The sequence below is a fragment of the Marivirga aurantiaca genome, assembly GCF_016679925.1.
GTDB classification, from domain to species: Bacteria; Bacteroidota; Bacteroidia; order Cytophagales; family Cyclobacteriaceae; genus Marivirga; species Marivirga aurantiaca.
On sequence record NZ_JAEQBW010000002.1, the window covers coordinates 303831 to 325764 of the forward strand.

The window sequence follows — 21934 nt, forward strand, 5'->3', positions numbered from 1 at the left end:
AAACCACAGAGAATTATGAGTAAACCTCAATATATTTTAGCTTTAGATCAAGGTACAACCAGTTCCAGGGCTATTGTCTTTAACAAAAAAGCTGAAATAGTATCAGTTGCTCAAAAAGAATTCCAACAGTTTTTCCCTCAATCAGGATGGGTGGAACATGATGCAAAGGAAATCTGGACTTCGCAGGCCTCAGTTGCAACTGAAGCTATTACGAAAGCTAATATTATACCCTCTCAAATTGCTGCTATTGGAATCACCAATCAACGTGAAACTACTATTTTGTGGGATAGGAAAACAGGAGAGCCTATTCATAAAGCCATTGTATGGCAGGACAGACGTACGGCATCTTTTTGTAATGAATTAAAAAAGAGAGGGTTATCAGAAAAAATCAATGATAAAACAGGGTTGATTATTGATGCTTATTTTTCCGGTACTAAAATAAAATGGATTCTGGACAATGTGCCGGGAGCCAGGGAAAAAGCGGAGAAGGGGGAGATATGTTTCGGTACTGTTGATAGCTGGCTGGTTTGGAAGCTCACCAGTGGCAAACATCATATGACCGATATTACAAATGCCAGCCGTACCATGCTTTTTAACATCCATGATAAAAAATGGGATAAGGAATTGCTCGAGATATTTGACATCCCGGCTTCCATTTTACCTGAGGTAAAAGCGAGTAGTGAGCAATATTGTACCACAGCGGGAGATATATTTTCTCATAAAATACCTATTGCAGGAATTGCGGGAGATCAGCAAGCTGCACTTTTCGGACAATTGTGTACACAGCCCGGTATGGCAAAAACTACTTACGGAACCGGCTGTTTTTTAGTAATGAATACAGGAGACAAACCTGTAAAATCAAACAATAAACTTTTGACTACAATCGCCTGGCAAATAGGCGATAAAGTGCAATACGCCCTTGAAGGCAGTGTGTTCATTGGTGGTGCAGCTATTCAATGGCTACGCGATGGTCTGGAGCTCTTCCGTCATGCCAGCGAATCAGAGAAACTGGCTACCTCAATAGAAAGCAATGAAGGGGTGTATTTTGTCCCGGCTCTAACAGGTTTGGGTGCTCCCTATTGGGATCAGGATGCCAGGGGAGCATTTTTCGGGCTTACCAGAGGTACTGGAAAAGCACATATGGCGCGGGCTGCTTTAGAAGCCATAGCCTTTCAGGTAAATGACGTACTGAAAGCCATGGAAAAAGATGCAGGAGAAAAAACTTTGGAGATGCGGGTAGATGGTGGCGCCTCAGAAAATAATTTCCTAATGCAATTTCAGTCAGATTTAGTTAGATGTACTATTAAAAGACCTAAAATTACTGAAACTACTGCTTTAGGCGCGGCTTTTTTAGCCGGTTTGGCTGTGGGCTATTGGCCTGATATGAAAGCTTTGGAATCTCTTTGGGAAATTGATCAATCCTACGAACCTAAAAATAGTGAAGAAGAAGTGGAGAAAAATTTGCATTTTTGGCACAAAGCAGTGAGCAGAAGTCAGGAATGGTTGGAATCGTAAAATTATGAACTTATTTATAGCGGAGTTTTTAGGTACATTTTTATTGATATTAATGGGATCTGGTGTGGTAGCCAATGTGGTGTTGCCCGGAACCAAAGGAAGTCAGGGTGGCTGGATAGTAATTACTGCAGGCTGGGCTTTTGGTGTTTTTATTGCGGTAGTGGTTGCAGGGCCTTATAGCGGGGCACATATTAATCCGGCAGTAAGTTTGGCTTTAGCCTTAACTGGTGATTTTGCCTGGGAACTTTTGTGGATTTATATCCCTGCACAAATTTTAGGGGCAGCCTTCGGTGCATTTATCTCCTGGCTTATTTATAAAGATCATTTTGCGAAAACCCGAGATACGGGTTTGATTTTTGCGCCATTTGGTACTGCTCCGGCTATTAGGAATTATGCTTCTAATTTCACTTCCGAAGTAGTAGGAACCTTTGTTTTAATAATTGTGATTCTTTATTCCACCCAGGCAGCTTTATTAGGTGAAACGGATACACCAATAGGACTCGGTTCATTAGGCGCTTTACCGGTCGCTATTTTGGTTTGGGTAATTGGTCTGTCTTTAGGAGGCACCACAGGCTATGCCATTAATCCTGCGCGTGATTTAGGACCCAGAATTGTGCATCAGCTTTTACCTATTAAAGGAAAAGGGAGTAGTGACTGGGCTTATAGTTGGGTGCCTGTTTTAGGGCCAATTGTTGGGGCAGCCTTAGCAGCAGGGGTTTATCTACTGCTTAAGTAAGTCAAAAATAATATTAATTTATTTCAGGAAAAGTGAATGCTAAGTTTCTGCATTAGCTCTTTACGTACAAAATCAAAATATATATTTATGCAAGCTAGCATTTCATCTTTTAAAACTTCAGATAATCTTTCATTAGAGGTACAAAACTACCTTTACCAGGAGGAGCCGGAGAAAATACTTTTAATTATTCACGGACTTGGAGATCATGCCGTTCGCTATCAGCATGTGGCTGAATATTTTGGGAAAGAGGGATATAGTAGTGCAGTGTTGACTTTACGAGGGCACGGGAAGTCAGACGGAAAAAGAGGCCATGCACCTTCAATGGAACAGTTGGTACTTGATGTAGAGTATTTTGTTCGTCAAATTAGGTGTAATCATATTGATGCCAGGCTTTATTTATATGGTCACAGTATGGGAGGAAATATTATATTGAATTATTTATTGAAGGATCAATCCAGTGAAATCAATGCAGGAATTGTCACTTCCCCCTGGATTAAATTGGCTTTTGAGCCTCCGAAATGGAAAACTGTTGTAGGAAATATAATGGCCGATATTATTCCCACTCTCACGCAAAGTAATGGGCTTGATGTAAATGAGATTTCCTCCATACCTGAAGAGGTAGAAAAATATGCCAGGGATCCGTTGAATCATAATAAAATCTCAGCAAAAATGTTTAAAGTGATTACAAAGGGCGGTGAGAATATTCTTTCAAAAGCAGATAAATTCCATCATCCTATTTTTCTGGCGCATGGTTCAGCGGATAAAGTGACTGATGCAGCTACTACTCAGGAGTTGTCTGCCAGAAATGATTTATTTAGCTGGCATAGTTACGAAGGTAATAAACATGAAATCCATAATGATAACGCTTTTCACCAATTAATGGAAGATATAGGGAAGTGGTTAAAGGATAAATAAAAATGCTTCTGAAGAGTGATAAATTGTACGTAAAGAAGGGAAGGATACATTATCTCTCTTAATAGTCAGAGAATTTGATACTTACCATACTTCCATATTCCATTCCCAAAAGCTCAGCAGCATTTCCTTCTTTGATCCCGATTTCAAGTACGCTTTGGTCGTTGAATAACGCAAAGGCCTCGCCTCCGCTGGTTTCGTGGTAGTAACTGAGTACTTTAGAAAGCACGTAATTCCGGAATTTCACTTGTACACTTTTCCCTTTGCTTAGGATGTCAAAGTCTTTCTTGCCTATGTTGGTGATGAGGTTGCCGTAATCATCCACATGTACTACATGCCCCTGAATGATTTCCCTTGTGGCTTTTACCCTTTGCGGCAAGTAACGTACAAAATCTTCCTGGCTCATTGCTTCACCTAATTGCGCAATGGGTTTTTTGTTCTGAAGTTTCAAAGCTGCAACAGCCAAAGTGTCCTTTGCAGGAAAATTACTAAAGGGTTCTTCTTCCTTTATTTTGATAATTTCATCCGGTGATTTTTCATCCAGCAAACCCAGCATACCGTTATTACTCCCTAAGATGATTTGATTATTGAGTTTAATGGCTATCATACTTTCATTTGCCACTGTACGCATGTTGACAGCTGCTATATGAATGGTTCCTTCAGGAAAGTCCTGATAAACTGATTTTAATACCTGCGCTCCATGAATGATATCGAACTTTTTGATCTTATGAGAGATGTCAATGATTTGGATTTCAGGGTTTTCGGTCAATATTTTGGCCTTCACGGAAGCAACATAGTGGTCTTGCCAGCCGAAATCCGATAGAAAAGTAATCAAAGGCATACAAACAGTAGAATTATTATTAAATTTGTTTAAAACAAAACTACATAAAATTTAGTACTAACTCATTTTAAAACCTTAAACAAAAAAAGCATTTGGTAGAAAAAGTAATTACCTTAGAAAATGTGTCCTTGGTTGATTTTTTAGGAGTGGAAAATCGTAATATCAATGAATTGTCTTCTGCCTTTCCTAAGTCAAAAATTATCTCCCGGGGCAACGAAATAAGAATACAAGGCAGTTCGCCAGAAATTATTCGTATTAATCAAATAGTTCAGTCACTGGTTGGCCATTACCATAAATATGGGAAAGTGACTGAAGAAAGTATCAAGTCTTACCTTAGCGAAGAGCAGTCCGAATCCAAAAGAAAACTTCAGATAGATGCCGAAGAAACGTTGGTATTTGGCACCAAAGGATATGCTATTAAGGCCAAAACGCCCAATCAAATTAAACTGGTACAAAGTGTTTATAAAAATGATTTGGTTTTTGCAATAGGTCCAGCAGGAACAGGTAAAACCTATATTTCCGTGGCCATGGCGGTTAGAGCTCTTAAAAACAAAGAAGTAAGAAAAATAATTATTACCCGACCGGCTGTTGAGGCAGGTGAGAATTTAGGTTTCCTTCCCGGTGATTTGAAAGAGAAAATAGATCCTTATTTGCGGCCTATTTATGATGCACTGGAGGATATGGTGCCATCAGAGAAATTGAAGTATTACCAGGAGAACAGGGTAATTGAAATTGCTCCATTGGCTTATATGCGTGGTAGAACTTTGCATAATGCATTTATCTTATTGGATGAAGCACAAAATACAACTCCCATGCAAATTAAAATGTTTCTGACGCGCATGGGCCCTAATTCAAAAGCCATCATCACTGGAGATATGAGTCAGGTGGATTTACCTAAAAAGCAAAAATCAGGTTTGATTGAATCTACCAGAATACTAAAGAACATTGAAGGGATTAGCATTATCCACCTGACTGGTGAAGATGTAGTCCGACATAAATTAGTTAGACAAATAATTGAGGCATACGATAAGCATGATGCCTCGGAAGCCGAAGATAAATGATTACAGTAAAAACCGTTGAATCCCCTGAGGAGCTGAAGCAAATCTTTTCCATAAGGGAAGAAGTGTTCGTAAAAGAACAAAAAGTAGCTCCTGAAGAAGAGTATGATCAATTTGAAGAAACTTCCTTCCATTTTATTGCCAAAGATGAGGAAGACAATCCTTGTGGCACTGCTCGTTGGAGATTTACTGATAAGGGTATCAAGTTGGAGCGTTTTGCCGTACTGAAATCTGCCAGGGGAAAAGGAGTAGGGCAGGTTTTGGTCAAAGCAGTATTAGATAACATTCGTGCTCACCCTGAATCAAAGGGCAAAAAAATGTATATGCATGCACAGTTGCAGGCGGTGTCATTGTATTCCCGCTTTGGCTTTGAAAAAGTGGGCGAGCAATTTGAGGAATGTAATATTATGCATTATCAGATGGAGATGAATTTGTAGAGGATTTCTATTTGATCTGGACGGAATGTAGAGACGCAATGCATTGCGTCTCTACATTCCGTCCTAACCAATTCGGGTCACAATCCAAAAATTTGGCATTCTTTATTCGTGGATGAATAATGACGATAATATTAAATAATTGATTTTCAAATGATTAAGACAGGTTTTGCCTAGGCATTTATATAAACCTAATAGCTAAAATTTGGATATTTTAAATTTCATGTTTTCAACATGAAATTTATTAATAAAAAGATTCACACAGTTTTACTATTTTTCTGCTACACCTGGATCCTGCCTAGGTCAGACGATAGTCAGACCGAAGACAACCGTACAGCAATGGCTCTAGTATTGACATCAAATCGTAATTAAATAAAGCAACCTCCAAGTCGGCACCTCAGAGAGGTCAGACTTGTTTAGTACCTGAAAGGTTGGCCAAGGAATTATGCTGGCTAGGTGTTCTTCTAAGATGTCTGACGTTTTCAACGTGCCTACATCGGCTTAGGGCTTATAAGAATGTCAGACATTTGAGTAGTAAAATTGCTTTTAATGGATAGTGAATTGCTCCGAAAACACTATCTTACCCACACAAAACTATTGAACAAAAACCTAATAAAAGAATGAGAACCCACATCCTAACTCTATTAATAAGCTTTTTATTCGTAACTTCAGCCTGTGAACAAAAGGAGGTTTCTTCAGAAAATTTAACTGAAAATCAAGAACATCAATCGACAGAATTTCAAATTTATACGGAAGAACAAAAGGCAATTATAGACGAACATTTGAAGAATGACGCTTGGCGCCATGATCTATATTCAAGAGAATATCAGGAAGCGATCAACAGAGGTTTGGAAAAAGACAGCACCATTTCCTATTTATGGCAGCAAAAGGCTATGCCTTTATTTAAACAAGGTAAATATGAAGTGGGGATGGAGTTTATCGATCAGGCGGTTAAATATGATCCCAGGCGTTATCAGGACTACCGGGCATTTATAAAATGTGTATTTGCTAAAACCTACAAGGCTGCAATTATAGATTTTGAAGATTGTAAAAAGAAATACGGAAATAGCTTTGTGATGGATCATACTTATGATTTTTACATCGCATTGTCTTACCTGCAATTGAATGAATTTGAGAAAGCAGAACAAATTTTTGAGAAAGACCATGCATGGCAGCTCATAGAAAAAGGCGAAGACTGGCTCCATCATTTGGATTTATTTTACTATGGCATAAGCAGATATGAACAAAGAAATTATACGGGAGCTATTGAAATGTTCGACCAGGCCCTGGCATTTTATCCGGATTTTTCTGATGTACAAGTCTATAAAGCTAAGTGCTTAAGCAAATTAGGGAAAACTGAAGAGGCTGAGAAGTTATATAAAATTGCTGAAATAAATGGAAGAAAAGGCTTTACTATAAATGAAGATAATGCAATATATGAACGCTACCCCTATCAAATGAGGTGGCATTAAAGAAAACCTTTTTATAACAAGCCATGACAGGATTCGTGAATGAAGTCCCCAAGTCGGTACCTCAAAGAGGTCAGACTTGTTGAGTACCTGAAAGGTTGGCCAGGGAATTATGCTGGCAGAGTGCTCCTATGGGATGTCGGACGTTTTCAAAGTGCCTGACATTGCTCGCTGGATACAATAAAAACGCTATTCAATTCGGTATTTCAAAGAAGCCAGAGATGCGAGCCTTTCCCTACTAAAACCTGTCTGACTTGCTGACCAGGAATCCTGCTTCCTAACAAAAACCACCAAGTATTCTCCGATGGTTTTATTACCAATGTCGGACACTAACCTTTACTGAATTAGCTAATCAGGAATTAAGATTGAACTTTACAGCTAAAGCTAGCGCAGTGCTTCATTCAATGTCAGACATTTGCATTCCCCGCAGACTTTTTATCTTAGTATTGGAACTCTCCCCTTTTCTTTCAATAGCATCGGGAGGGGCAGGGGGATTATGGCTTCAACTAGCTGAAAAACCAGAAAAGAAACCCCTTTTTCAACCCTCCCCATCATTTAACACCTAAACTACTACCTACTTATAGGTATTTTGCTGTGCTATTCGATGAAATATTAGGATTAGATAAGGCAATCGTTTATGTTCAACACTTTGAATACAGTAACCGGCTTAAAGCTGTGTGTAAATGTTGGTAAGCTTTTACAATCGCTTGTTGTGGGTTACTTAAAAATATATTGTAAGTATGTGTACCTTGAGGTGCACATATCCACATGTTGACATTCATTATGGAGAGACTTTTTACATATATCGTAATCGGACTTTTAGTCGGATGTACCTCATACAAAGAGACATGTAGAAAAGGATTGCCTGAAAAACAATATGACTTTCTTGTAGATATTAAAAGACAATCGAATTTTAACTATTTAGAGGCAATCGTTGATTTCCGTCAGTTTGGAGCTTATTCTAAAAATTTATGGGTTAGAAAGTCTGAAAGCCTAAAAATAGTTTATTCTTCATTAAAGCAAATTGGCCTTAAAAGATTCATTTCCGAAGAAGAATTTAATAAGCCATTATTTACTGACCACTGGGCAGAAACCTCTTGGGCAAATAAGTCTATAAATCAAATAGTACAAAACCTTATCCAATCTTATTCCGATACAACTGGATTTGACAAATACTACATAGAATTTTGGAATCGTAGAAAAGCTGACAAAAATGAATCCGTTGTTTTACAAATATTAACTGACATCATGAGTACATATGATTCTGATACAAACCCCGAGAAATTGCATTGGAAATTGGAACCTACCCTTACGAGACTTCTTTATTTTGAGGTAAAACTTAAAGAAAGTGATTCCTTGACACTAAAGAAAACAAACATTGATTACCACAAATACTTAAAAAGTATAGGTTTGTATTCTTCGGCCAACAATTTAATTCGCTATGAAAATGAACTTCTATTTGGCGAATCAGAAAGTCAGGATACCGACTATGTGGAATTGATAAACCAAATTGAGACTGACTCTGTGAACTGTGAGGAATATTGGAATTGGAGACAGAGCGCAGAGTGGTTTACTGCAATTTATGATTATGGACCTTGAAAGAAAAAAACAACGAAATGCCAACATTATGTATGAAATCATAGCAGTGCAAAGCCATCGCACGAACCAAAGCTACAGATTCATACATTAAGCGTTGGCAACAACTTGCCTTAACGAACATATTGCAAAACCACTGATATAGAAATTACTGATTATGATTAAAAATACGATTATGGAAAAATTAAAAAACATACATCCGGGCGAGGTGCTGCTGGAGGAATTTCTCAAACCACTGGAAGTTTCTGCCTATCGGCTTTCTAAAGATACTTTCATTCCGCAAACAAGAATAAGTGAAATCATCAAAGGAAGGAGAAAAATTACCGCTGACACGGCTTTAAGGTTGTCCAAATATTTTGCACCTCTGCCAAGTTTTGGTTGGGTCTGCAGGATGAGTTTGATATAGAAGAAGGGAAAATCAACAAGGAAGAAGAACTAAATAATATTCAACCTCTCAATACGAATGCGGCCTAAATGTTGTGGAGGTAAATATTCGTATATTCAAAATATGAAAGTAAATATTCCAGGTCTACATAATTCAGATATTAATCATTGGCAAAGCCATTTTGAAAGATTGATGCCGGATGAATTTTTCAGGGTGAACCAGGAAAACTGGGATGAACCGGACTGCGAAACCTGGATTGATACCATTGAAAAGGAGCTTTCTAATTTTAATCATCCAGACTTAATATTGATTGGACATTCTATTGGTTGCATTGCCATTCTGAAATGGTTTGAAAAATATCAGCATAAAATTAAAGGAGCATTATTGGTGGCACCTAGCGACTCAGAAAGAAAAAATTATCCCAAATACATAAATGGTTTCGTTCCTATTCCTAAAAATATTCAACCTTTTCCAACAATAGTGGTGGCAAGCATTAATGACCATGTTACGGAGCTTGACAGGTCAAAAGAATTTGCTAATAACTGGGGCAGTAAATTAGTGATATTGGAAAATGCGGGCCATATTGAATCCAAAAGTGGTTTTGGGAAATGGGATGTAGGATTGAAGTTGGTGAAAGAGTTGGAGAAAAACCATATTAAAAGGTAACAGCATTAAATCATGTTATGTTAGATCAATAATTGAACAGTTGCTCCTCAAATTTTTTAATTTAGTTTTTGATCAGACCTTAAAACCCAATTTCTTAAATAGTGAACTATTGTTCCCTCCACAAAACCTTTGTTTTTAAAGCAGGGAATGTTGATCGTGTTGTGCTGGAAGCTTACGCTAATGAGGCGCCCTTCAGCAGGACACTATCATGGGCGTAAGCTTATTTCCATTGACAACAGACAAAATTAGAAAAACTGATTTTTGAAATGGATGTTTTTCCCAAAAGGGATAAAAAATGAATAGTCTGAGATGATTTTTAAATGCAATATAGTTGCGTTTATTTTATTTACTGTTATGTTTGCAAATAGATTGCGTTAACAGATGTGTGAAGAAGATGAAAAATAGATTTTTTAGTGTCCCGCTTGATTTTTTAGGAATTTCCACCTCCTTATTATGCGCTATCCATTGTGCTTTTCTACCCTTCTTCCTGAGTTTCACTTCTTTGGCAGGCCTTCACTTTTTGGCAAATCCCTGGGTAGAATATTCGGTGATTGTAATTAGTTTAGGTTTGGCTTTGTTGTCACTCTTTCCTGCCTATAATAAATATCATTATCACTTTGCTCCATTATTAGTGGTGGGACTTGGTTTTTTGTTGATAGGCCTGGGACAGCTTTTGGGCGAGTCAGATTCTGAGATTATTTTTACCGCATTAGGAGCCGCCTTTGTTGCATTTGCACACGGATTGAATTGGTACTTTATTACTCGCCTAAAGAATACCGCATGTTAATAAAAGTTTTATTGTGAAAAGTGATTTAAAAATTTAGGAGAATAATAAAGATTTTCTTTTAATAACTTTTATTAATATATAAGTATTTTTTATTATTGTTCTTATGCGGCAATCATGGAACAGGTATGCTTTTATCAGGTTTGTACTGTTTTTGGCAATAGGCATTATTGCAGGTGTATTTCTTCCTGAATATTTCACTTTTGTTTTTTGCTTGTTGATATTGCTTGCCTTTTCCTATTTTGCTGTTCACTTGTTAAGAGGGAGCCAGTTCAAGATTTCCCTCTCAATTTCCTTTAGCGTGATGGCATTTTTAATTTGTTTTGCCTTTGGTTATCTGAATGCTTATTGGCAAGCTGAAAAACATGCATCTAATCATTTACTTAGTTTTGATGAAACGGAAATTGAAGCATTTGATGGAAAATTGATCAATAGAGGAAAACCTACTCCTAAAACCTATGGGTTTAAGGCTTCTGTTTCCCGGCTGAAAATAGCAGGCCAGTGGTATCCGGTAACCGGAAAAGTCCTTTTGTACCTTGAAAAAGATAGCATTTCTGAAAAGTTACAGTATGGGGATGTTCTTTTGGTAAAAGGAAAGTTGTCGGAACTGGAACCTCCAAGAAATCCACTGGAATTTAATTACAAACGTTTCCTGGGATTTGACCAGATTTACCATCAGCAATATATTCCTCAATCTGATTTTATAAAAATTGATAGCAGCAAGGGAAATTCTATAATAGCCGCCTCTATCAAAACCGGACAATTTTTAGAGGAACAACTAGATAAATATATCACAAATCCCCGCTCACTGGCTATTACCAAAGCTCTTACTCTGGGTGTTAAGGATGAATTGGACAATGATTTGAGGAATGCTTATGCCACTGCCGGAGCCATGCATGTTTTGGCTGTTAGCGGTTTACATGTAGGGATTATCTTTTTAATAGTGGCTTCTTTGCTTAGGAAATGGCGATATCATAAAAATGGAAGATTCTTTTTTGCCTGTGTCAGCTTGTTTGTTTTATGGTTCTATGCATTCATTACCGGCTTATCTCCATCGGTTCTGAGAGCAGCAACGATGTTTAGTTTTATCATTATTGCACAGTCAGCCAGAAAGCGCACCAATATTTATAATACTTTGGCGGCATCTGCCTTTGTTTTACTTTCCTTCGATCCGTACTTACTGTTTTCGGTGGGTTTCCAGCTTTCCTACCTGGCAGTACTGGGAATAGTTTTTTTTCAACCCAAGCTCTATAAATTATTACAATTTAAGTATGTTCTTGCAGATAAAATATGGGCTATTACCTGCGTTTCTGTTGCTGCCCAATTGGCCACAGCTCCATTAGGATTGTTGTATTTCCATCAATTCCCTACCTACTTTTTCTTGTCCAACCTCGTGGTTATACCGGCAGCCTTTGTGATCCTCAATAGCACATTGGTGCTGCTATCTATTTCCTTTCTCCCTGCTTTGGCCACAGTGTGGGGATCGCTGATCGATTACTTTATCCAGGGAGTAAATTTTCTGGTCTTCGGATTGGATGTTTTTCCCAAAAGTACAATTGATGGAATATTTATCACTACAGCTGAAGCCTGGGCCATATACTTAATGATAGCATGCATGGCTCTCATCATAGCAGAAAGAAAATCCGGCTATCTGGTAGCTGCTTTTATGTTAAGCATAGGCTTTTCTGTTTCATTGATTGCCCGACAAATAGAAAATGCTAATACCAATTATTTAACTGTTTATGATGTGGGTAATACAAATGCTATGGCTGTAAGATCCGGGTTTGACCAGTTTTTGTGGGTATCTGAAGAATTGGCTGCAGACAAAAATAAATTACGATTTCATGTATATCCCAGCCAGTTACAAGCAGGTATTGCAGATTTTCATCCGGATAAATTCGAACCCAAAAACCAATTGAATATTTTTAAAAAGTGGCAGGGGATTAGTTTCTCTGTTTGGCAGAATAAGACAATAGCTTATTGGGATGTTAAGGCTTCTGACAGCATTCACTTAGCAGAGGAACTCCCCATAGATTTGCTGATCCTTAGCAATGATGCTGTTCGTAAGCCTGAACAAATTCGTCAATTCTTCAGGCCCGCACTAATAATTATAGATGCATCTAATTCTTATTTCACCATTCAAAAGTTAAAAGCTAATTTTGAGGAGGAAAATATCGACTTTTATGTCGTGAGTGAAAAAGGAGCTTTTGAATTAAAAATTTGATCATGGAATTTACAAAAATAGAAATCAAAGACAGAATTGGATACATCACTTTAAACAGACCTGATAAACGAAATGCTTTAAGTTACGAATTTGTAGCTGAGCTAAAACAAGCTTTTGGAGAGTTAAAAACCAATGATGATGCTAAGGTAATTGTATTACGTGCTGAAGGAAAAGCCTTTTGTGCCGGTGCGGACTTAGCTTATATTCAAGGTTTGCAGAATAACACTTATGAAGAGAATTTGGAGGACTCCAATCATCTGAAAGAATTGTTTTACGAAATTTATACCTATCCAAAAGTAGTGATTGCCCAGGTGCAGGGACATGCTTTGGCAGGCGGTTGTGGATTGGCAACTGTTTGCGATTTTTCATTTACAGTGCCCGAGGCCAAGTTTGGTTATACAGAAGTAAAGATTGGATTTATTCCGGCTATTGTAAAAGTCTTCCTTTTAAGAAAAATAGGGGAGGGCAAAGCCAAAGAATTGTTGCTTTCCGGACAGCTATATACTGCTGAACAAGCACAAAATTTTGGACTTGTTAATGCAGTTATTCCTGCAGAAGAGCTTGTGAGCCATGTTGAGAAATTTGCACAGCAGCTGATCACACAAAACTCAGGACAATCCATGGCTTTTACCAAGCAAATGATAGCGGAAGTGCAGGAAAAGAGCTTAGAAGAAGGTTTGCAATATGCAGCAGAGCAAAATGCAAAAGCAAGGGCTTCCGAAGATTGCAAAAAAGGTATAGCAGCTTTCTTAAATAAAGAAACGCCTGTTTGGTAATTTGTTTCTTAATAAGGAAACCTTTATATTGATTTTGGAGTTATGGAATTGAAGAAAAAATTTGAAATTAAAATCCTAACTGAGGCAAGATTATTTATTGAAAAATTAGATCAGAAAACGAAAGAGAAAGTACTCTATAATTTAAAGAAAGCTCAGTATGTAAATGATGCGACAGTTTTTAAAAAACTTAATGACAGTATCTGGGAATTCAGGACTTTATATAAAGGTAGTTCCATCAGAATATTAGCATTTTGGGATAAAGAAGAATACCAATCTTTTGTTTTGGCAACTCATGGTTTTAATAAAAAAACTAATAAAGCTCCCAAAAATGAAATTGAAAAAGCTGAATTAATAAAGAGGGGATACTTTAATCAAAAAGAAGATGAAAGAAAATGAAAAATTTGAAACAGTTTCATTAGATGAAATGCTGGATAAGCATATAGGGAGACAGGGTTCATCAAGCAGAGATAAGTTTGAAGAAGAATTGCGTATTGAATTATTAGGATCAGCTATCAAACAAGCCAGAAAGAAAAAAAAACTCACACAATCGCAGTTAGGAGAATTGGTGGGTGTAAAAAAAGCACAAATTTCTAAGCTTGAAAATAGCCTTACGAACGCCCGATTTGATACTGTTTTAAAAGTTTTTAAAGCGCTCAATGCAAAAGTAAGCTTTCATGTTGAAATGGATGATCGTCAATTAGATCTTTCATAAGCTAACGTATGTTAAATTTCTCAGCATTAGAAATTCTTAAAAAGTATTGGGGTTATGCTGCCTTTCGCAGTATGCAGGAAGATATTATATCGTCTGTATTAGAAGGGAATGATACTTTGGCTCTACTACCCACGGGAGGAGGTAAATCTATTTGTTTCCAGGTGCCTGCCTTAATGAAAGAGGGTATTTGCCTGGTCATTTCCCCGCTGATAGCTTTGATGAAGGATCAGGTAGAGCAATTGAAGAAACGCCAGATTCCTGCTGCGGCTATATATTCCGGCATGACTCCAAGGGAAATAGATATCCTTTTAGATAATGCAGCGCATGGAGCTTATAAATTTCTATATATTTCTCCAGAACGTTTAAAAACAGATTTGTTCCTGGCCAGGGCAAGGAAGATGAATATTTCAATTTTGGCCATAGATGAAGCGCACTGCATCTCTCAGTGGGGATATGATTTCCGGCCACCTTATTTGCAAATTGCTGAGTTTCGTGAGCTTTATCCGGATGTTACCTGCCTGGCACTTACGGCAACCGCCACAGAGGAAGTAAAAATAGATATTCAGGAAAAGCTCAATTTCAAAAAAGGTAAAGTATTTCAAAAGAGCTTTGCAAGGGATAATTTATCTTATTCTGTCAGAGTTGTAGAGAATAAAGAGGCTAAGTTGTTTGAGATATTGAGCAAAATCCCTGGTACCTCTGTAGTCTATGCCCGTACAAGGCGGACTACCATGGACCTGGCAGTGCTTCTACAAAAAAATGGTTTTAGTGCCGATTATTATCATGCTGGGATTTCTCAAACGGAGCGTAGTAGTAAGCAGGATGCATGGATAAAAGGACAGGTTCGGATTATGGTGGCCACCAATGCATTCGGGATGGGCATCGACAAAGCGGATGTGCGGACAGTTATTCACTGGGAAGTACCGGATAATCTGGAGGCTTACTATCAGGAAGCAGGACGCGCAGGCAGGGATGAAAGAAAAGCTTTTGCCGTAGCCCTTTACCATCCTCAGGATTTTGTGGAGATGGAAAAACGCTTGCATTTGGCCCATCCGGAAATACCCTATTTGAGGAAACTTTATCAGTCCTTGGCCAACTACTATAAAATAGCAATTGGTTCCGGGGAAATGCAGAGCTACCCATTCAATATCAAATCTTTTTGTGAGCAAACAAAAATGGAAGCATTTGAAGTGTTTCATGGTTTGAAAATTTTGGAGCAGGAAGGTTTTATTCAACTTAATGAACATTTTTACCGTCCATCGGGCTTGCATATCAATCTGGACTATAAGGCACTTTATTCCTATGAAATTGCCAATGAGAGATTTGAAAAACTGCTCAAATCCTTATTGAGAATTTATGGGGGAGAACTTTACCAGCAAGTGGTTTTCATCAATGAACATCAAATAGGGAAAATTGCCGAACTGAATGCCAAACAGGTATTTACACAATTAAGCTATCTTGATAAAGAGGGAGTAGTGGATTATACACCCCAATCGGAGCAGCCACAGCTGACATTTTTGGAACAACGGCATGATGCCAATAAGCTGCCTTTAAAAGAACAACGGTTAAAGGAGCGAAAGCAAAACAAGCTGAACAAATTGAAATCTGTTCAGGCTTATGCGGAAAATGAAGTCTACTGTCGCACTTTATCTCTTTTACAATATTTTGGAGAACATAAAGATGAACCATGTGGGGTTTGTGATATTTGTATAGAAAAGAAAAAGAAGCATCCTTCTTTTAAGGATTTGGAGCAACAAATTCTGGAGAAATTAAAACAGAAGCCTCTAAATTATAGGGTCTTATCTGGTATGCTCAATAAATATTCTGAAGAAAAAGTAATTGATACCTTAAGGGGGATGGATGAAGCGGGAACCATAAAAATGGATAAAACGGGACTCGTTAGTTTGGTTTTATAACTACTATGGTACTATTAAGTCATCTCAACTATCATATTAGGGATTTTACAACTACGGTCTATTTCTGTAACTTTTATACTATCCAAAGTACTCCTAATACACTTGTAGAAGTTGATTTTACGTGTATAATTTTTGTCTCTCAAATAGTTTTTCAACATTATGGTATTTGTTTAATATTTTATCCGCTTTCCATTATTTCTTGAATATTCCCACTAATTTTGCATTATGAAATGAACATAAATTTTATTCATCCTTAATATACCAACCAAGGATGAATAAAATTTATTGAATTCCATGTGACGATTAAAAAACAATTATATACACATGAAATGAGCATAAATATAGAATCTCTAAATATACCAACCGAGAGATGAATAGATTTATGGGAATTCCATGTGGTAGATAAAAATAAACTATACACATGAATTACTTGTCAGTAGAAAATCTTACTAAAAGCTTTGGAGACAGAGTCCTTTTTAAAAATATATCATTTGGCCTTGCCCAGGGAGATAAAATGGCTCTTGTGGGAATCAATGGTTCCGGAAAATCAACCCTATTGAAAATTCTTACAGGAGAGGAGGCCCCTGACAGCGGTAATTTCAGTTTTAGAAATGACATCATTGTTGGCTTTCTTTCACAAAATCCACAATTTGACAAAGGGATCAATGCTATGCAAGCTATCTTTAGCAGTGAGCACGAATCTTTGCAGATCATCAGGCAATATGAGGCTTTGGCTGCCAATCCTGATATGAATGAGAAGCAACAGAACCAATTCCAGGATCTGATGGAAAGGATGGAATCGCTGCAGCTTTGGGATTACGAAAGTCAGGTAGAGCAAATATTGGGTCAGCTCGGTATCGAAGATTTTGAGCAGCCTGTAAGCACTATGTCCGGTGGGCAAAAGAAGCGTGTGGCACTGGCAGCACAGCTTGTAATTAAGCCTGATTTACTGATTTTGGATGAGCCTACCAACCATTTGGATATTGATGTGATTGAGTGGCTGGAAAAATATTTATCTACCCAGAATATTACTTTGTTGATGGTTACCCACGATAGGTATTTTCTGGACAGGGTATGTAACGGTATTTTGGAAATTGACCGACAAAGCATCTTCAAATACCAGGGGAATTATGAAGAGTTTTTAGTGAAGAAAGAGGAGCGCGAATCCAATGAGCAGATGGAAGTGGACAAGGCTAAAAACCTAATGAAAAAGGAGCAGGAATGGATGCGAAGAATGCCCAAAGCTCGTAGCACCAAGGCCAAATATAGAGTAGAAGCTTTTGGAGAACTGAAAGAAAAAGCCACTAAGAATTTAAGTCGAGATCAGGTAGATTTACAAGTCTCCCAAAAACGATTGGGTGGAAAAATTTTGGAGCTTAAGCACATCAAAAAGCAATTCGATGGAGATGTATTGTTTGAGGATTTCAATTATGTATTCAAAAAAGGTGATAGAATTGGTATAGTAGGTAAAAATGGTACGGGTAAGAGTACTTTTCTGAATATTCTAACAGGCAATATTACGCCTGATGAGGGTTCATTGGACAGAGGGGTAAATACCCATTTTGGCTATTACAAACAGCAGGAGATTCAGTTTGATCCTAATAAAAAAGTAATAGATGTAGTACTGGAAATTGCGGAGCATTTTAAATTACCTGATGGTACTGAAATTTCGGCTTCTCAATTTTTAAATAAATTCTTATTTCCTCCCAAGCAGCAATATGACTTTGTACATAAGTTGAGCGGGGGAGAGAAGAGGAGATTGCAATTACTTTTGGTATTAATTAAAAATCCTAACTTCTTAATACTGGATGAGCCTACCAATGATTTAGATCTACAAACTTTGTCTATTTTGGAAGACTTTCTGGATAGATTTCAGGGATGTTTACTAATAGTATCCCACGATAGGTATTTCATGGATAGCTTAACAGAGCAATTGTTTTTGTTTGAAGGGGACAATCAAATTAAGCTGTTTAATGGTAATTATTCAGAATACAGGGAAAGCAAAAGGGAATCGGAATTGGGTAAAAAACAAACCCCTGCCAAAGTTGAAAAAGCAGCTGAACCCGTTGCGAAGGTAAAAACAGAAAATAATCAAAAACTCAGCTACAAGGAAAAGAAGGAAATTGAGGATTTGGAGAAGGAAATTCCACAATTAACCAAAGGGAAGAATAAGCTGGAGGAAAAATTGGCCGAAGGAGATGGTTCTGCAGATGATTTTGCTCAATGGGGCAAAGAGTTGAAAGAATTGACAGACCAGCTGGACGAGAAAGAAATGAGATGGCTTGAGCTTACCGAAAATTCATGATTTTTTTTAGAAATAATGGTTGGTACCTTTATTGGAAGCGTTCATCGCTAACCCTTACTAAAGTATTGTTTTATTACACTGTTTTATTGAAATTATTCTATTTTAGAAAGAGTATTGCTTGGATAAAGTGATTTTTAAAGCTATTTTAGAAGTGGTTTTAAAAACAACACTTAAAATAATTATTATGTCAGATTCTACATTTTCAGAAAATCCTGGTGGAGGCTCTCCTATCAGTAAAGATCAAGCAACCAAAATGATAAATGAGTACAAAAAATTGCGCTTACCTTTGATTAAGGAAGCTTACAAAATTGATGATACTCGTTCTGTTTGGTTTAAGAAAGAAGTTTTTGAAGAAATGCTTCGAGCTAATCCAAATATGGATGGCATTCGAATTTATTTCGGTGTCAATTACGAAGGTGATTTAAAAGGTCATCAAAGTGTAGTGCTAATCGGAACTAATCGGGAAGAAGTTGAAGGCTCTGTGAGTACTCAATCTACTGAAGATGAGGATAATATTTTTGATACTGGTACTATGTGTCCTCCTAATTGTTAAAATAGAGAAAGCATAGGGTAATGTTTAAATAGATTACTCAAAATGAAGAAGCATACTTCATTATAATATACTGCATATAATGATGCTTTAAAACGCAGGGGATAATTTCCTATTCCTCTGCGTTTATAAAATTATCTATTGATTTAAGTTCATCGAAGTTTAATTATCACTACATTAAAATACTGCTTGTGGAAGTTTATTTTTTCTTCATTTTTAAGATGGATTTGTCTAATGCTATCTATCATTCTATTTTATGCATTGCTTTTATAGTTGCATTAGTTGTTAAATCATCTGACAGAGCTATATTATTACTTAGAGTCTATCTGGTTTTAACATTTCTTATTGAGATGACAGCTTTGTATATAAGATATTTAGGAGAATATAATTCATGGGTATATAATATATGGGTACTTATTTCAGTGCCTATTTTTATTAAAATTATTTTCAGCCAATTGAAGAATAAGACATCATTGGCTGAGAATATACTCTTCTTTACTGTTATTGTTTTTTATCTTCTGAATTTGTTTTTTTTTCAGGGCTTTCATATAGTAAATACTTATTCAGTTCAGTTTGGGGCAATTATAATCATTATCCTCACACTATTACACTTTAAGGCTTTATTAGATTCTCCTGAAAAACCATTAATTGATAATCCTCATTTTTATATTTCCATAGCGTTATTAATGTTCTATGCTGGCACGTTTACCTATTATAGCTTTTTTAATTTTTTAATAAGGGTTGATATGGTAAGTGCACAGGAAATAACGATAGTTTTGTTGTTACTTAATTACCTGACCTATTCTCTTTTTGCCATAGCTATTCTCTTGCAAAGGAAAAAGCAGCTTACCCATGTCAGGAATTAACTTTTTAAGTTGACTACCAATTATACTTCTTTCCCTCTTATTATACTTCCCTTTACATTATATTTGAGATTGTAATTGTATTATAGTAGAAGTCCTTCAACAATAGATGAAATTATTTGAGTAATTATGGCTGAATCAGGAGTGGATTATGTATTTATGGTGAGTGCCGGAACAGTAATTTTACTGCTTTTGGTCACCTTCATTATAGCATTTCTTTTTATCCACCAAAGAAAATACTTTGAGCATCAGAGAAAACTGACCTTTTTAAATGCAAAATATCAGGAGGAAACCATGAAGGCTCAAATGGAGATGCAGGAAAAAACCCTTGAATACGTAGGGAGGGAACTTCATGATAATATTGGCCAGATTTTATCTCTCATTAAATTGAATTTAAGCAATCCTGAAGCAGATCAAATCAGAGAGTCAAAAAACCTGGTGACCAATGCTATCAAGGATTTACGTTCTTTGTCGCACAAGATGAACCTTAACTGGGCCGCTGAAGTCAGTTTGGAAAATTTTATTGAGGCAGAAGTACAAAAAATACGAAATATTGGACATTTTGAAGTGTTGTTTGAGAAGCAAGGAGAGTTTGTTGTTTCCAACAATGAGAATAAAGTTATTCTATTTAGGATCATTCAGGAATGCATCAATAATACATTGAAGCATTCAGAGGCAAAACAAATTAAATTTGTAATAGAGCGGGATCAACATTTGCTTATTGCAGATGATGGCAAAGGTTTTGATCAGGGTCAGGCTAAAAATGGTTTAGGATTGGTTAATATTCAAGAAAGGGCTAAGATTATAGGAGTGGATCTGACAATCAAATCCAGTATGGGCAATGGTACGCAAATAGATATTTTACTTCCACAAAATGATAGTTAAGTGATAAAAATTGTACTGGCAGACGATCACAACCTTTTCGCAGAAGGTTTGGCAAATCTTTTAAGAAGGAAGCGCGAGTTCTCCGTGGAAGGTGTTTTTAATGATGGTAAAGGACTGATCAATCACCTCAGGAGAAACCCAACAGATGTAGCTTTAATTGACCTGAATATGCCTCAGATGGATGGGTTTACAGCTATTAAGCATATTAAAGCAGAGGGGATACTCTGTAAATTGATCATTCTATCAACCTATGCAGATGAAAAACTAGTAAAGCAAGCAGAGGAAATAGGAGTGGATGCTTATGTACTAAAAGATGCGGAACCGGATGAATTGGCTTTTACTATTAAGGAAGTGGTAGAAAACCGCTACCAGTTTCATTTCGAGCATATCCTAAGACAAGCTGATAGTAATGATCGTTATCCTGATGATTTTATAAGGAAATATAAGTTGTCCAAGAGAGAAATTGAAATTGTTGTTTTAGTTAAAGATGGACTGACTAACCAGGAAATAGCGGATAAACTGAATTTATCAGTGCTTACTGTTACTACTCACCGCAAAAATATTATCCTTAAACTTGAAGTGAAAAACACCATTGGCCTGGTACGCTTTGCTATAGAGAATGGTTTGTGAGGGATCCCATTTTATCTAAAATTCCAACCTCCATTGAAGCGTTATGTGGGGAGTTTGAAAAAGATGAAAAATTTATTTTTAAAAATTCAAAGAGTCCTTATTTTTTTCAGAATAATATCTATATTTGCAACCCGTTGAGGAAATGCCTTGGTGGCGGAATTGGTAGACGCGTTGGTCTCAAACACCAATGAGGTAACACTCGTGCCGGTTCGACTCCGGCCCAAGGTACTAGAAGCCCTGTTAATCATTTGATTTTCAGGGCTTTTTTGTTTGTATCAGAAAGGGGAGTAAGCAATATTTGGGATCAATCGGAAAGGCTGGGAAGGAGTATTTGATCCTATTTTTTGATGGGCTATGTAGAATGCCTGAGTCAAAGACTCTCCAATTATTGAAAATCCGTAGAGTCCTGCGGAACTCTACGGATAGGGGAATTGATAAAGAGTCAAAGGCATTCCTTCAGGTCAAATAGAAGCCGTATAGCTGACACAGTTTGAACAGAATTAGCAACTCCACTACTTGAAAATATTTTTAAAGACAAGCCCCGACATAAATCCCTGACTCTCAAATATTCAATACATGGTATAATGAACGGTTAGTATTCTGTTAAATAGTATAATTATTTCTATAATTGTGTAATTATTCTACTGAAATAAGAGTTGAACTACGAATATTCTTAG

The 21934-nt window shown here is 36.9% G+C and carries 20 protein-coding genes, 1 tRNA gene and 1 pseudogene; 21 read left to right on the plus strand and 1 reads right to left on the minus strand.

Annotation, left to right across the window (positions count from 1 at the left end; all coding sequences use genetic code 11):
• Positions 1-15: 15 nt before the first annotated feature.
• The 3 genes from glpK (at position 16) to JKA74_RS06820 (ending at position 3166) form a co-directional block, all read left to right on the plus strand.
• Positions 16-1515 carry a glycerol kinase GlpK gene (glpK, locus tag JKA74_RS06810; protein WP_201430411.1) on the plus strand — a complete coding sequence of 500 codons (1500 nt, stop codon included), beginning with the start codon at positions 16-18 and terminating at the stop codon, positions 1513-1515.
• A 4-nt stretch (positions 1516-1519) separates the two neighbouring features.
• The gene (locus JKA74_RS06815; RefSeq protein WP_201430412.1) at positions 1520-2251 is read left to right on the plus strand and encodes an MIP/aquaporin family protein; all 732 of its coding nucleotides are present in this window, start codon (positions 1520-1522) and stop codon (positions 2249-2251) included.
• Between the two features lie 87 nt (positions 2252-2338).
• Complete coding sequence (locus JKA74_RS06820) at positions 2339-3166, plus strand: alpha/beta hydrolase (protein WP_201430413.1); 828 nt, start codon at positions 2339-2341, stop codon at positions 3164-3166.
• Positions 3167-3224: 58 nt separating this feature from the next.
• Here the strand turns inward: JKA74_RS06820 and JKA74_RS06825 are convergent, their stop codons facing one another.
• Positions 3225-4004 (minus strand): SAM hydrolase/SAM-dependent halogenase family protein, encoded by a 780-nt coding sequence (locus tag JKA74_RS06825; protein ID WP_201430414.1) that lies wholly within the window; start codon positions 4002-4004, stop codon positions 3225-3227.
• Between the two features lie 92 nt (positions 4005-4096).
• Here JKA74_RS06825 and JKA74_RS06830 point away from each other — a divergent pair, with 92 nt between their 5' ends.
• From JKA74_RS06830 to JKA74_RS06915, 18 genes and pseudogenes are all read left to right on the plus strand, one after another.
• Positions 4097-5065, plus strand: coding sequence for a PhoH family protein (locus tag JKA74_RS06830; protein ID WP_201430415.1), 969 nt, complete (start codon positions 4097-4099; stop codon positions 5063-5065).
• Positions 5062-5499, plus strand: a complete 438-nt coding sequence (locus tag JKA74_RS06835) for a GNAT family N-acetyltransferase (protein ID WP_201430416.1) — start codon at positions 5062-5064, stop codon at positions 5497-5499. The genes JKA74_RS06830 and JKA74_RS06835 overlap by 4 nt, the downstream gene beginning before the upstream one ends.
• 617 nt (positions 5500-6116) lie before the next feature.
• Positions 6117-6968: a tetratricopeptide repeat protein gene (locus JKA74_RS06840; RefSeq protein WP_201430417.1), complete on the plus strand. Its 852-nt coding sequence runs from the start codon at positions 6117-6119 to the stop codon at positions 6966-6968.
• Positions 6969-7748: 780 nt separating this feature from the next.
• Positions 7749-8564 carry a hypothetical protein gene (locus tag JKA74_RS06845; protein ID WP_201430418.1) on the plus strand — a complete coding sequence of 272 codons (816 nt, stop codon included), beginning with the start codon at positions 7749-7751 and terminating at the stop codon, positions 8562-8564.
• Between the two features lie 172 nt (positions 8565-8736).
• Positions 8737-9035, plus strand: a pseudogene (locus JKA74_RS06850) (HigA family addiction module antitoxin).
• A gap of 34 nt (positions 9036-9069) precedes the next feature.
• A complete protein-coding gene (locus tag JKA74_RS06855; protein ID WP_201430419.1) occupies positions 9070-9612 on the plus strand; it encodes an RBBP9/YdeN family alpha/beta hydrolase in 543 nt (180 codons plus the stop codon).
• A gap of 394 nt (positions 9613-10006) precedes the next feature.
• Positions 10007-10399 carry a MerC domain-containing protein gene (locus JKA74_RS06860; RefSeq protein ID WP_201430420.1) on the plus strand — a complete coding sequence of 131 codons (393 nt, stop codon included), beginning with the start codon at positions 10007-10009 and terminating at the stop codon, positions 10397-10399.
• Positions 10400-10502: 103 nt separating this feature from the next.
• A complete protein-coding gene (locus JKA74_RS06865) occupies positions 10503-12620 on the plus strand; it encodes a ComEC/Rec2 family competence protein (protein ID WP_201430421.1) in 2118 nt (705 codons plus the stop codon).
• Between the two features lie 2 nt (positions 12621-12622).
• A complete protein-coding gene (locus JKA74_RS06870) occupies positions 12623-13396 on the plus strand; it encodes an enoyl-CoA hydratase/isomerase family protein (RefSeq protein ID WP_201430422.1) in 774 nt (257 codons plus the stop codon).
• 42 nt (positions 13397-13438) lie between these two features.
• On the plus strand, positions 13439-13792 hold the full coding sequence (locus tag JKA74_RS06875) for a type II toxin-antitoxin system RelE/ParE family toxin (RefSeq protein ID WP_236587581.1): 354 nt from the start codon (positions 13439-13441) through the stop codon (positions 13790-13792).
• Positions 13779-14108, plus strand: a complete 330-nt coding sequence (locus JKA74_RS06880) for a helix-turn-helix domain-containing protein (protein WP_201430423.1) — start codon at positions 13779-13781, stop codon at positions 14106-14108. The genes JKA74_RS06875 and JKA74_RS06880 overlap by 14 nt, the downstream gene beginning before the upstream one ends.
• 8 nt (positions 14109-14116) lie before the next feature.
• Positions 14117-16024: a RecQ family ATP-dependent DNA helicase gene (locus JKA74_RS06885; protein WP_201430424.1), complete on the plus strand. Its 1908-nt coding sequence runs from the start codon at positions 14117-14119 to the stop codon at positions 16022-16024.
• 421 nt (positions 16025-16445) lie between these two features.
• Positions 16446-18329, plus strand: coding sequence for an ABC-F family ATP-binding cassette domain-containing protein (locus JKA74_RS06890; RefSeq protein WP_201430425.1), 1884 nt, complete (start codon positions 16446-16448; stop codon positions 18327-18329).
• A 118-nt stretch (positions 18330-18447) separates the two neighbouring features.
• Positions 18448-18882: a hypothetical protein gene (locus tag JKA74_RS06895; RefSeq protein ID WP_201430426.1), complete on the plus strand. Its 435-nt coding sequence runs from the start codon at positions 18448-18450 to the stop codon at positions 18880-18882.
• Positions 18883-19070: 188 nt separating this feature from the next.
• Positions 19071-19745: a hypothetical protein gene (locus tag JKA74_RS06900; RefSeq protein WP_201430427.1), complete on the plus strand. Its 675-nt coding sequence runs from the start codon at positions 19071-19073 to the stop codon at positions 19743-19745.
• 126 nt (positions 19746-19871) lie between these two features.
• Positions 19872-20627 (plus strand): sensor histidine kinase, encoded by a 756-nt coding sequence (locus JKA74_RS06905; RefSeq protein ID WP_201430428.1) that lies wholly within the window; start codon positions 19872-19874, stop codon positions 20625-20627.
• Positions 20628-21257: a response regulator transcription factor gene (locus tag JKA74_RS06910; RefSeq protein ID WP_201430429.1), complete on the plus strand. Its 630-nt coding sequence runs from the start codon at positions 20628-20630 to the stop codon at positions 21255-21257.
• Positions 21258-21401: 144 nt separating this feature from the next.
• Positions 21402-21485, plus strand: a tRNA-Leu gene (locus JKA74_RS06915).
• The last annotated feature ends 449 nt before the right edge of the window (positions 21486-21934 follow it).